Source organism: Clostridia bacterium (genome assembly GCA_035561135.1).
Classification (GTDB): domain Bacteria; phylum Acidobacteriota; class Terriglobia; order Terriglobales; family Acidobacteriaceae; genus DATMYA01.
In genome coordinates this window covers 149,736-162,806 of the sequence record DATMYA010000071.1, presented here as the reverse complement: position 1 = coordinate 162,806, position 13,071 = coordinate 149,736, and the positions used below count along the sequence as shown (strand labels likewise).

At 57.8% G+C, this 13,071-nt stretch carries 11 protein-coding genes; all 11 read right to left on the bottom strand.

The genetic code is table 11. From position 1 onward, the window contains the following. Positions 1–88 precede the first annotated feature (88 nt). Entirely contained in the window at positions 89–1,540 is a 1,452-nt protein-coding gene (gene hpnE, locus VN622_15055; GenBank protein HWR37180.1) for a hydroxysqualene dehydroxylase HpnE, read from the bottom strand. Then, entirely contained in the window at positions 1,537–2,451 is a 915-nt protein-coding gene (locus tag VN622_15050) for a phytoene/squalene synthase family protein (GenBank protein ID HWR37179.1), read from the bottom strand. Before VN622_15050 ends, hpnE begins: the two co-directional genes overlap by 4 nt. Then, positions 2,448–3,455 carry a squalene synthase HpnC gene (hpnC, locus tag VN622_15045; GenBank protein ID HWR37178.1) on the bottom strand — a complete coding sequence of 336 codons (1,008 nt, stop codon included), beginning with the start codon at positions 3,453–3,455 and terminating at the stop codon, positions 2,448–2,450. The genes VN622_15050 and hpnC overlap by 4 nt, the downstream gene beginning before the upstream one ends. A 185-nt stretch (positions 3,456–3,640) precedes the next feature. Next, complete coding sequence (locus VN622_15040; GenBank protein HWR37177.1) at positions 3,641–4,678, bottom strand: zinc-binding dehydrogenase; 1,038 nt, start codon at positions 4,676–4,678, stop codon at positions 3,641–3,643. An 8-nt stretch (positions 4,679–4,686) separates the two neighbouring features. Continuing rightward, a complete protein-coding gene (locus tag VN622_15035) occupies positions 4,687–5,814 on the bottom strand; it encodes a zinc-dependent dehydrogenase (GenBank protein HWR37176.1) in 1,128 nt (375 codons plus the stop codon). 6 nt (positions 5,815–5,820) lie between these two features. After that, positions 5,821–6,555 carry a hypothetical protein gene (locus VN622_15030; GenBank protein ID HWR37175.1) on the bottom strand — a complete coding sequence of 245 codons (735 nt, stop codon included), beginning with the start codon at positions 6,553–6,555 and terminating at the stop codon, positions 5,821–5,823. Continuing rightward, complete coding sequence (gene hpnA, locus VN622_15025) at positions 6,552–7,583, bottom strand: hopanoid-associated sugar epimerase (GenBank protein ID HWR37174.1); 1,032 nt, start codon at positions 7,581–7,583, stop codon at positions 6,552–6,554. Before hpnA ends, VN622_15030 begins: the two co-directional genes overlap by 4 nt. An 88-nt stretch (positions 7,584–7,671) precedes the next feature. Continuing rightward, positions 7,672–8,670, bottom strand: coding sequence for an adenosyl-hopene transferase HpnH (gene hpnH, locus VN622_15020; protein ID HWR37173.1), 999 nt, complete (start codon positions 8,668–8,670; stop codon positions 7,672–7,674). A 123-nt stretch (positions 8,671–8,793) separates the two neighbouring features. Then, entirely contained in the window at positions 8,794–10,746 is a 1,953-nt protein-coding gene (gene shc, locus VN622_15015; GenBank protein HWR37172.1) for a squalene--hopene cyclase, read from the bottom strand. A gap of 14 nt (positions 10,747–10,760) precedes the next feature. After that, positions 10,761–11,732 (bottom strand): 4-hydroxy-3-methylbut-2-enyl diphosphate reductase, encoded by a 972-nt coding sequence (locus VN622_15010; protein HWR37171.1) that lies wholly within the window; start codon positions 11,730–11,732, stop codon positions 10,761–10,763. 229 nt (positions 11,733–11,961) lie between these two features. Beyond that, positions 11,962–13,050, bottom strand: coding sequence for a TIGR03118 family protein (locus tag VN622_15005; GenBank protein HWR37170.1), 1,089 nt, complete (start codon positions 13,048–13,050; stop codon positions 11,962–11,964). Between the last annotated feature and the right edge of the window lie 21 nt (positions 13,051–13,071).

The following is a 13,071-nucleotide window of genomic DNA, read 5'->3' as shown; positions in this document are numbered from 1 at the left end:
AGCAGACGGCAGACGTTGGACGCTAGACGTCAGCAAAAACCTGGGGCTGGAGATGACGTTCTAGCGTCTAAGGCTTGCCGTCTGCTATCTAGTCCTTGAACAAGCGCATTAAGCCGCGGGCAGGAAGGTCGGGGACGAGGAAGGTCTTAGGCGAGCCGGCTGCACGAGTGAGGACTTCGGCGCTGGCGTAACCGCCCCTTACAGCGCCTTCCATCGTTGCTGGCCACCCTGTGGCCGTCCAGTCGCCACTCAGGAAGATGCGAGACCACGCGCTTTGCGGCTGTGGGCGATGCAGTTCGGAGATGGCGGTAGGCGCAAAGGTAGCGTGCACTTCCTTGATGACAGTTCCCTTCAAAAGACGCGCTTCTTTGACGGCAGGAAAGAACTCCGCCAGCTCTTTGATCGCGAGTTCAATGACATTCTGGCGCGACATTTCGACCATGCTCTTCGAAGAGCTGACGACCAGTTCGAGGTAGCTCCCGGCTGCGAGTGGCGCATCGGGCGAAGCGACTCGTCCGGCAAGCAGCTTCGATTTATTAAACATCCACTGGATGTTGCGGTCGAGGAGGACGGCGTGTTCAAGTTCTGTCACCTCGCGATCGAACCAGAGATGTACGCCGGTGATCGGAGAGCTGTCGAACTGGGTGAGCGCGGAGCGGAGGTCCGCAGATGCATCACCCTCCGGCAGTAGGCGCGCAAGCACGTTGAATGGCACCGCGGGCACGGCGTAGTCGAATTCGAGTTGGCGGCCATCTACGGTGATGCGCACACACTCACCGTGGGGCGAGAACGATTCCACCGAGGCACGCAAGTGCACCTGTCCGCCACGCGCTCGGATGTAATCGGCGGCAACGCCATAAAGCTCGCTGAGCGGCACGGTCGGTATTCCCATGCGTCCTGCTTCAGCGGACTTGAGGAAGGCATCGCGAAAGACCATGGCACCGTAGTACACGGATACGCGGTCGAGTTCTTCATTCAATGCGCTGACAAGTACGGGCGTCCAGAATCGATCGATGGCGCGCTGCGTTTGTCCGTGATGACGCAGCCAGCCCAGGAAATCTTGCTCCGAAGCGTCCTTCGGCACACCATCCATGAACGCCAGCATGGCTCGAGCGACGCCGAACTTATCGCGCATCGACAGCAGCGGGTAACGTAAAAAGGCCAGAGATGAGTGGAAAGGCGCCGGAATTCCGGCTGGCTCGAGCGTGCCGCGACGTCCGCCGGGTTCAATGAACGTTATGCGGCGAAACCAGCGGATCTTGCCTTCAACGCCAAGTCGCCGGTAGAAATCGAGAAGGTTCGTGCAGCAGCCGAGCAGCACGTGCTGGCAATTGTCAACAACCTCGCCGGTGCCGGGATGCTGGTAAGACGAAGCGCGTCCGCCGAGATAAGGCCGGCGCTCGAAGAGGCTGACATGGTATCCAGTGTCGGCGAGTGCGCAGGCGGCAGCGAGGCCGGAGAGTCCTCCGCCGATGACCGCGACACGCGCAGCTTGCGGCTGATGCGCGCTCCGTTGTGCGTGTTGGGAGGGGCTGCTCACGAGAGTTTCCGGACAATCCCCCGGTACATGATCTTCAGCTTTTCGAAGGTCGTGAGCCGTACGCGCCCGGCGTAAACGTCGTAGCCGCCCGCAGCAATCTTGTTCAGTAAACCACGATAGATCTCCACCATGACCCAGAGAGCAGGCTGGCTGACCTCATCAACGAGCGGGATGAGTTGCTCGGCGGCGACATAGAATTCGCGTGCGCGTTGCGCTTCAAGTTCGAAGAGTGGGCGTAGCTTCTCCAGGTTGGAGCCCGTCGTAAGCTCGTCGACGGTGATGCCGAAGTGATCAATGTCTTCTTGTGGAATGTAGATGCGGCCCATCGCTGCGTCTTCTTTGACATCGCGCAGGATGTTCGTGAGTTGGAACGCAATCCCAACCTGTTCGGCGAGAGGCTCTGCGGCCGAATCGCGGTATCCAAAGATGCGTATGCAGATGAGGCCTACCACGGAAGCAACGTGGTAGCAGTACCCATAGAGTTCCGCAAAGGAGTTGTAGGCAAGAGCTGGCTGTGCGGAATCCGAGTGCATGGCCGATTCAGACAAGTCCATGCACGTGCCCTCAACCAGCTTATCGAGCAACTCAATGGGAATCTTATAGCGCTCCTGCGTGTCACGGAGCGCCATGAAAACCGGGTCATCGGTGGCAGCACCCGCCGCGACTCGATGGTATCCGTCCAAAAAGTTCTGGAGCTTGGAACGGCGCAACGAAGCCGGGAGCGAGGGGTCATCGGAGATGTCATCGGCGTGACGCATGAAGGCGTATACGGCCGAGAGCGCGTTGCGCTTTCGTCGAGGCAGTACGAGAAATCCGTAATAAAAGTTCTTGGCCGCTGACCGGGTGATATGGCGGCAAGCGCCATAAGCGGTGGCGAGCTGTAACGGATCATTTCCCACGGCCGTCGTCATCGCACCTTCCCCACAACAGCACGCGCCACGAGCCAGAGCTTGCGCGGTTTTGAGATTACGGGGCGACGCGAAAGAACATCGAAATCCTGTTTCTGAATGGCATTCAATATTTCCTGGCCGCCTCTCGTGAACAGCTCAAGGTCGATTGCGAGGCCACGATTGACCTTGCCAACGAGCGGTAAACCACGCTGAAACCAATCACGCGCACGCCCGACTTCAAAGCGCATCATTTCGCGGAAGGCAGCCGTTGGGCGGGTCGCCGCGATGTCGTCCTCGATCACGCCGAAACGGGACAGGTCTTCCAGCGGCAGATATATGCGTCCCTTTTCATGATCAACCGAGACATCCTGCCAGAAATTCGCGAGTTGGAGAGCCGTGCAGGTGTAGTCGGAAAGTTGCTGGCGCTCGGTGTCGCTGTATCCGGCGAGGTACAGAACGAGGTGGCCGACCGGATTCGCCGAGTTGCGGCAATAGGCGAGCAGGTCCTCGAAAGTCCGATAGCGCGAGACGATCTGATCCTGGCGGAACGCCGTCAGCAGATCTGCGAACTCTTGCTGCGGAATCCCGAACTCGCGAATGGTGTCACGAAGCGCGATGAAGACGGGATGCGTCGGGCCACCAGGCATTCCGGATGCGGAATCGAGATGCAGATAACACGCCGTGAGTTCCTGCTCCCAACGATCGAGTAGCAATAGCGCCGCACGGGTATCGCCGACCTCGTCGCCCAGATCGTCGGAAACTCGGCAATAGGAGTAGACGTTGAAGAAATGCTGCTGCAGATGCTTTGGAAGAAACCAACTCGCGACCGAAAAATTCTCGTAGTGGCTGCGCGCCAGGCGCTCACACCAGCGTCGTGCTTCCTCGACGGAGGGCGCCTGCTCGGGAATTCTGTACGACGCCGGTAGGCGATTCCATGCCGTAGCGAGATGGGCGGAAGTTGCAGAAAGCGGCGACTCAGGCTTGGGGAGCATATTCGCAACAGGATTTCCGGGACGAGATGTCATGTGCGAACTTCCTGGCCTTTTTGCAATCGCTGGTTATGACCGCCGTGAAGAGGCGGGGCGCATCCGAGGCGCGATGACTTGATTAGCACAACTGTTTTTCGTTCTCACACGCGCGCTTGCTCAAGCGATGCCAAGTTATCGCGCTGGCGTTGCTCATCTGGTTCGGTGTGCCCTGCCTGCGGCGCTTAGTGACCGGGGATAATGGCGGTCTTGATATCGCCATTGCGGTTGAGCATGTGACGAAGCACGTGCTGCAAACGCGAAAGCGGAGCCTCGCCGGTGATATAGTCGGTGCCCTTGATCTTCTTTTCCGCAATCAGAGCGAAAGCCTTGCGCACGGTTTCCGGCGTGTGGTGGAACGTGGCTTTTAGCGTGATCTCAGAGTAATGCAGGCGCTGCGTGTCCAGGTTGACCTTGGTTCCGCTGGCGCATCCTCCGAAGAAGTTCACGGTCCCGCCCTTGCGCGCCATGTCGATGGCCCATTCCCACGCTTCCGGACGGCCTACGGCTTCGATGACGACGTCTGCGCCGCGACGGTCGGGCGTCAGCGAACGAACGGCTTCCACCGGGTCGGAAACCTTGGTGATCTGTACGACTTCATGTGCTCCGACGCGCTTGGCTGCTTCGACCTGGCCATCACGCTTTACGACCGCAATGACGTTGCACCCTGTCAGCTTGGCTACCTGAAGGAACATGAGGCCAACCGGCCCTGCGCCGATCACGGCAACCGTGTCGCCGATCTCGACATTCGTTTCATGCAGGCCGCGCAGAACACAGGCCAGAGGCTCAACCATCGCGGCCTCTTCAAAGCTCACGTCGCTGGGCATGGCCAGCATGTTGCTTTCGACAATGCGCCTAGGGATACGTATGTATTCGGCGTACGCACCGTTATTGAACAGCAGGTCTTCGCAAAGATTCTCCTGGTGCTTGGAGCAATAGAAGCACATGCCGCATGGCGCCGAGTTGAGGGCGACAACGCGTGTTCCGCGCTTGAAACCCTTTACATTTGGTCCAACCTCTTCAATGATGCCAGCGAGCTCGTGTCCGAAAAGAGCGGGAGGAACGATCATGCGCGCGTGATAACCGCGCTGATAAACCTTCAGGTCAGTCCCGCACGTGAGGGCGACCTGAACCTTGATTAAGACCTCGCCCTCGCCAACACGCGGAATCGGTACCTTTTCAATCTTCACGTCCTCTTTACCGTAGAGGACTGCTGCTGTCATGTGTCCGTTCACTCTGACGATCCTTCCCATGTGCTACCCGGCTGTATTGCAATCTTCATGGTCTCCGGCTGAGGATGCGCAGCCAGATTCAAAGCATCGATTGCCCCAGCCAGAGGGAATCGATGGCTAAAGAGCCGCGCAAATTCTATCTCGCGGCCGAAAACTAAACTCACAGACTCATCCTGCAAGTCGACCGAAGCGCTATAAGAGCCCAAGAGCGCCTTCTCGTCGACGCACACTGCGGCAGGGTCTATGGTTGCTTCGCCGCGTTGAGTCTGCGCAAACAATAAAATCCTTCCACCAGGCCGAGTCGCATCCATGGCAGGAGCGATCAGGTTATTCCCCGCGACCGCTAAAATGACGGCATCCGCGCCACGTCCCCCGGTAAGCTCCCTCACCCGTTCAGCCGTGTTCACACAGGAAGCGTCAACGTGATTCGTTAGGCCCAAATGCTCAGCTATTGTAAGCCTCTGCGGGAACAAATCGGAAGTTATAACCTGTGCACCGGCACGTTTGGACAATAACGCCAACATGATACCGATGGGACCTTGACCGATAACGAAAACAGTTTCACCAGGCGTGAGCGCAAGAGTCTCAATGCCCTTGACGCAGGTATTCACCGGTTCTACAAACGAAGCCTGCTCGTAGCTGACATCGTCGGGAATCCGGATGACGCCCCCGTTGGCGACGATCCAATCCATGACGCGAACGTATTCTGCAAAGCCGCCACCGCTGGGATCGAAGCCGGCCGTGATGCCGACCTTCTTGTAAACGGGACACTGCGAAAAGACTTTGTGCTGGCAGTAGAAGCACTTTCTGCACGGGATGTGATGGAAGGCCACCACGCGGTCTCCCACTGAGAACCGGCTGACACCCTCGCCGACGGCAACGACGATGCCGGCCGTCTCGTGTCCGAAGACGCGAGGAGCTGAATGTGAGCCCGTCGCAATCTTCTTGAGATCGGTGCCGCAAACTCCACAGGTGTGTACCCGGACAAGCAGTTCGCCGGGGCCTATTCGCGGAACCGGCACTCTCTCCAGGCGCATGTCCTGCTTGCCGTAGTACACGGCTGCAAGCATTTGCTCCGGTATCGCTCGGTTCAGCACTTCTGTTCGACTATGAATAGCTGTGTTCATGTCTGCTTATCTGGTTCGTGCCACGGCATTCGGCTCCGCAACGGAGGCTAGTAAATAATCCAGCTTCTCTGGTTTCTCGATTATAAGCTCAAGAATTTCGCGAAGTGCGATGCTGGCTCGCGAGCTGTTCGTTCGTAACTCATTCACTGCCGGCCATAGCCGCGGACGCACAGCGACGTAGGACAGGAAGGCGGCTGTCCGAAATCTCTTCGGGGTGATGAACTGCCCGACGAAAGACATGTCAGACGCAAGGTCATCGGAAATAACCTTGACGGCAACAAACTTTAGGCCTTGCTGTTGCGCTACCTCGGCGACAGCCGCAGCCTCCATGTCCACCGCCTGAGCGTTGAAGCGCGCGGCCAGCTCACGCTTTTTGTCAACATTCGCAACCGCCGCGGCAGTCACCAATCGTCCATAGCCGAATGCGCTGCGAAACTCGGCACCGGATTGTTCGGACACAACATACTCTGGGACAAAAACGGCCGGTGCCTTCATTCTCGCGTCCAGCGCACCAGCGAAACCTATCGAAATTAACACCTCGGGGCAGAATGTCTCAACGAGCACATTGGTGGTGTGGCGAGCTGCTCCGCATCCTGTACCGCAGCAAACAACGACAGCCGTGCTGCTGCGGAAGAAATTGCTGCCAGCGGCCGTGGCGCGTTCAAACTTGCGGGAGCGAATCAAGGGCTGGATCTCACGCTTCAGGGCCGCAATGATTCCGAGTTGTGGGCGTGCGCTCATACCGCCGCAGCCGCTTCCCTTCCGTAAGCGGGCGTGTATCCGTGTAAGACGAACCATTCGGCTGCCCGGCGCAGGGCTTCGTCAACCGGTCCGGCTCTCCAGCCGAGTTCCCTCTCGGATTTTGCCGACGAGACAAACATCATCTTGCGCCCCATGCGCACAGCGTCAATGGTTGCGCGCGGTTCGCGCTTTAGCACCAGGCCCGTCCACGCGGTGTCCACAACGGCGGTAGCGAAGGCAAGCGCATAAGGGACTTTCATCGTTGGCGACGGAAGACCGGTGATGATCTCGAGTTTGTCGAGGATCTGCTTGAGCGTGAGGTTCTGCCCCCCAAGGATGTAGCGCTCACCGGAGCGTCCGTGCTCCATGGCTGCGATGTGTCCAGCGGCACAGTCATGAACGTCAACCAAATTGAGCCCAGTCTCCACGTACGCAGGAAACCTGCGCTTCAGGAAATCGAGGATAATTCGTCCCGTGGGAGTCGGCTTTATGTCCTGCTCGCCAACAGGCGTGCTGGGATTGACGATCACTACGTCGATGCCTTCACGAGCGGCTTCCATCGCGCGCTGCTCGGCAACAAACTTGCTGCGCTTGTAGTGCCCGATCATGTCGTCCAACGATACGGGCGTCGTTTCATCCACAGGTGCGCGGCGGCCTTCGGGTGCGTGGCCAAAGCCCATGGTCGCAACGGAACTGGTGTAGATTATGCGGCGTACGCCAGCATCATGTGCGGCGCGGAGCAGCGAAGTGGTGCCACTCACATTCGAGGCATACATCTGCCGCGGATCGCGTGTCCAGAGTCGATAGTCGGCGGCAACGTGGAAAACGCACTCGCAGCCCTCAAGCGCCTTGCTGTAAGACTCGGGCTTCGTCATATCGCCGACGACTAGATCGGCATTCAGGCGAGCAACATTGTCCCTCGGGCTGCTGGAGCGCACCAGCAGGCGCAGTTCCGCGCCGCGCTCTGCCAGTTGGCGAGCCACGTGACTGCCTACAAACCCGGTTGCACCTGTGACGAAGACTTTCACTCTAGCTAAATATCCAAGAAATGAGGCAGGCGCACCGCCTGCCCTCAAGAGCTTTGCGAGCGAGATGCACCGCAGCGAATCTTATCCCCTATCCGAATAGCGACCAGGCCGCCATCTTCCAAGTATCCGCCAGTCCGCTTCCGGTCGCCGCGCTGGCTTCGTATCCGCAATGGACGAGGCAATTCTCGCACCGTGGATCTCGACCGTAGCCGTACTTCTCCCACGGCGTGTCGTTAATCAGCCCTTCGAACTTCTCATGATGCGCGTCGGTGATGAGGTAGCACGGGCCTTTCCAGCCTTTGGTGTTGTAGGTCGGATTGCCCCAGGCAGTGCACATCAATTCGCGATCGCCGGCGAGGAACTCCGCATAAATCGGCGTGTTCGAGACCGGATACTTCTTCGCCAGACGCTTGATGTCTTTGAACTTTTCCCTGATGGCCTTGCGATCCAGGAATATCTCTTTCGTCGCGACAGCGGAGTACGAGTATCCGGGCGAGATGCTGTGCGAATCGACACCGAGCGGCCTGAGAAATTCGAACAGCGCCTCGATCTCGTTCATGTCGGTTTCTTCGTAAACGGTGGTATTCGTCATGACGCGGAAGCCCTTCGCCTTGGCAAGCTTAATGCCAGCGACCGCCTCATCGAATACGCCCTCGCGCTCAACAGCGAGATCGTGCGACTTCCTCAGACCGTCGAGGTGAACGTTCCATATGAAGCGCACCTCCGGCGTGAACTGGTCGATCTTCTTGGGAATGAACATCCCGTTCGTGCAGAGGATAACGTGCTTTTTGCGATCGAGCAGTGCGCGTGTCAATTTGCCGATGTCTTTATAGATGAGCGGTTCGCCGCCGCAGATCGAGACGATAGGCGCGCCACATTCCTCGGCTGCATCGAGACAGGTCTCCACCGGCACTACTTCCTTAATCGTGTCCTCATACTCGCGAATTCGGCCGCAACCCGTGCAGGTCAAATTGCACGCATGAAGAGGCTCCAGCATCATGACCAAAGGGAAATGCTTCTCACCCTTCATCTTCTTCGAGATGATATACTTTGCCAGCTCTGCCTGTAATACCAACGGATGACGCATGGGTTATCTGTGTCCTTACCTAGCCGCCAGGAGAAGCCGGCATCCGGCGCCGAAGCCACCGAGAATTTGATGTTTCGCAACAACAACACACAACAACAAGAGAGCACAACGCACGTGTTCGGCTTATTGCGTTGAATTAACCACCTTTGCGTACTTCGTGAGCGCGATCAAGGGGAAGTACTGGAAATACATGTGGTATTTCAGATAGAACACTCGCGGGAAACCGGTGCCTGTATAAGGCGCCTCGAACCAGGAACCATCGCTGCGCTGCGTCTGGAGCAAGTAGGCGACGCCTCTCGCGACGGAGTCGCTGTTGTAATCGGCGGCTGCGAGCAGGCCCATAACGGCCCAGGCCGTCTGCGATGCGGTGCTGGGGCCGACTCCCTTTGTATTCCTGTCGTCATAAGAACCGCAGGTTTCTCCCCAGCCGCCATCGGAATTCTGTACCATGCGAATCCACTCGGCTGCCTGCTGCACCATTGGCTCGTGATTGTCGAAGCCGATTGCTTCAAGTCCGCGGAGGACACACATTGTTCCGTAGATGTAGTTGACTCCCCAACGGCCGAACCACGAACCGTCCTGCTCCTGCTCGGCCCGGATGAACTGAAGCGCGCGCTGAACCGGTTTGTCGGCCAGAGTGAAACCCTGGTTGGCGAGGCACTCCAGAACACGTCCCGTGATGTCCACCGTTGCCGGATCGAGCATGGCATTGTGGTCGGCGAATGGGACGTACTGGAACACCATGCGGTCGTTGTCCTTGTCGAATGATGCCCATCCACCATTCTTGCACTGCATGGACAAAACCCATTCGATCGCACGTTGCACGGACTCGTTCTGATAGCGCTCGTTGGGCGTTTGCACGTGGCTGAGAGCCAGCATGACCATGGCGCTGTCATCAACGTCCGGATAAAACTCGTTATTGAATTCGAAATACCAGCCGCCCGGTTCAGCTTTACTGTTCTTAACTGCCCAGTCGCCCTTGGTGTGAACCTGCTTCTTAAGGATCCATTCGGCAGCCGCAACCAGGCGCGGATCCGTCGGCGAGACTCCGCTCTCGCCCAGCGCAAAAATGGCGTAAGCACTATCCCACACAGGCGAAACGCAAGGCTGCATCCGGAAGGTGTCGCCTTCCTCGATGCCGAGCTTTTCAAATTCATCCACAGCGCGAATGACCTGCGGATCGTCGAGCGAATAACCGAGGCAACGCAGCGCGATGATGGAATTGAGAATGGCCGGGTAGATAGCGCCCAAGCCGTCGCTCATCTCGAAGCGCGCAAGCATCCACTTCTCCGCGGCCTTCAGGGCGATGCTGCGTAGCGGGCGTATATGCACGCGTTCAAACCCGTGACAGACGCGATCAAGCAGGAGGAAGAAGTTGCGCCAACTGATGAGCTTCTTGTCCCACTTGAGCCGCAGTTCGGACTTGTGGCGGCCATGCGGAAAGAGTTCGTCCAAGCCCATCTCGTCCGAAATCTTCTTGAACGGCTTCTTGGCGTAGCAGATGGAGAGCGGGATGAGAATACCGCGCGACCAGCTCGAGATCTCGTAGATGTTGAACCAGAACCAGTTCGGAAACAGTACGATCTCCGGCGGGATTGCCGGAACTGCGTCGTAGTCATACTGGCCGAGCGCGCAAAGATAGACTTTGGTGAACGTGTTTACGGCCGGAACGCCACCGTGATCGAGAATAAAATCGCGTGCTTTTTCAAGCACCGGGTCCTCAGCCTTGAAGCCGACAAGTTTCAGGGCAAAGTAAGCTTTTACGGAAGCGCTGATGTTCGAAGGACCACCAGAGAAGATGGGCCAACCACCGTCCTCGTTCTGGTGGCGCAAAATCTCTCGCGACGCCTGTTCGAAACGCTTCTGGTTTCCTGTGCCGAGCAATGTGTGCAAGAAGATGTAGTCGGATTCGAGCGTGGTGTCGGCTTCGAGTTCGCCACACCAGTAGCCGTCCTCAACCTGCCGGGAAAAAAGGTGTTCACGCGAGGCGTCAATCGCCGACGCGATGCGGGTCTTGATCCGGTCAATTTTCCCGAACCGCATCTCTGCGGGAGATACAGGGGAGATATCGTCCATTCCCATGACTCCGGTTACTCCACCGTTGGCGCGGAGCCGATGGCTTCCACGATCTCGGGCGGCAGAGCGAAGCGAACATTTTCCGGCATTACCTCAACTTCCTCCACAGACGAAAAGCCCTTGCTGGCAAGGAACTCGATAACTTCCTGTACAAGGACTTCAGGGGCGGAAGCGCCAGCGGTCAGTGCGACGGTCTTTGCACTCTCCAACCACTCAGACTTGATGGCGCGATAGTTCTCGATCAGAAAAGAATTTGTGCCGAGATTGTCGGCGACCTCGACAAGGCGATTCGAATTCGAGCTATTGTCGGAGCCGACAACGAGCACCAGGTCTGCCGTTTTGGCAACGTGCTTGACTGCAACCTGGCGATTCTCGGTCGCGTAGCAGATGTCCTGCGCGTGGGGCCCCTTGATCTTGGGGAACTTCGTCTTCAGTGCCTCAATGATGTCGTGCGCTTCGTCAAGGCTGAGAGTGGTCTGCGTCAGGTAAGCGACGCGGTTCGGATCGGGCACCTGGAGATCGCGAACCTGCTCGGCAGAACTGACGACCTGGGTCGATTCCGGAGCTTCGCCGAGAGTGCCTATAACTTCATCATGATTAAGGTGACCGATGAGGATGAGCGAATAACCGTCGCGTGCGAACTTGATCGCTTCAACATGAACCTTGGTGACGAGCGGACAGGTCGCGTCGATCACGCGCAGCCTTCGATTGAGGCTGGCATCGCGAACTTCAGGGGCTACACCGTGGGCGCTATAAATGACGCGCTCACCTTCCGGAACCTCGTCTACGTTATCAACGAAGATTGCGCCTTTGCCCTGCAACTCTTCTACGACGTAACGGTTATGGACGATTTCCTTGCGCACATAGATCGGCGGCCCAAAAGTTTCCAAAGCGATACGGACGATGTCAATGGCACGGACAACGCCGGCGCAGAAACCACGAGGCTTGAGTAACAACAGGGTCTTGGCGTCGGAGTTATGGGTCATGGCAACCTGTCTAGTATACGCGAGAAGGCCAGCGTTCTTAATTGGGAAAAGTACAACACTCCGCCCCGGTAAAAACAGCGTAAAGCATAGAATGTGCTGGAATTAGCATTGACAGGCTTGCTTTTAAAGGTGAACAGCGCGCGGCCTTCGGCTAGTCCTGAACTCGCACTCCTTGAGACGGACGAGCGGCACCTTCCGCCGTGTGCCACTCGCCCGCTGCCTCAATGTGTCACCGCACCCCGAAGCCGCAGCAGGTTGGCCGGATGGTCCCGAATAACCCGTGTGCTTCGTCGTCAATACCGGCGGAGAAGAACAACGTCGTCGCCGGTCCGGCCAGCGCGCCGTTGCCGAACACGAGTGCCCACAGACCGTCTATCTGAATTGGCTTTCCCTTCGAATTGCGCAGCAGTCCTCTGAAGTTTCCTGTTCGCGGATTGTAGGCGGCGATCTTTCCACTACCGAAATTGCCTATCAGGAGCTTGCCTGAGAACTTGCCGAAGCCGGCGGGAGCGCGCGTGATACCCCATGGCGCATTGAGCCAGTGTCCAGTCTTGAGACGCATGATCAGCTTGCCGCCGGGCGTGAAGGCGTCCACAAAGCCAAGTCCCGCACCCGCGACTTCATCTTTCTTCTCGGCATCCTGCTTGGCATAGGCAACGTAAATCCGATTGCCCACCAATCTCACGTTGAAGGGAGCGAATCCCTCAGGCAAGGTGGAATCCACAAAAGCCCCAGAGCCGAGATCGACCGGATGAAAGCTGCTGTCGTAAACCTCAATTTGTCCGCTGAAGAAATTGGCGGCGTACAACAGGTTCGAGCCCAGGTGCTGCGCTATGGTGGCGCCCTTGTAGATAGCCTTCCCTGAGTTGTCGACCACCTGCACGGCCGTCGTCGGATTCACCTGCGGGTTCCACCCGGCGATGGTGCCGCCTTCCGTCACGAAGATGAAGATGGCCGGCTTCCCCGGCTCGACAGCGAAATCCATCGTCCCATTGAAAACCAAACCGGTCGGAGCTGACGTGCCGCTCGCCGCCGGAATCGTTACGACCAGCGGCGCGGCAAGCGGAAATGGCTGGCCCGCTCCGTTGTACAGGGTCGAGACTCCTGTGCCGTTATCCGCAACCCACCACGGTCCTGTCGGACTGCGATCTATTCCCCAGGCATTCACAAGATTTTTGTCCGTAGTGACAGCGAAGCCCGGAATGTCAGAAACGAGCCTTCTCGTACTGTAGTGTTGCGCCTCGGCGCTGGTAGGAAGCAGGGTTAGTGTCGCCAGTGTCAGCACGACCAGGAGTAGTCGGTTGCGAGCAGTAGTCATGGTGTCCTCCGGTTCGGGTGG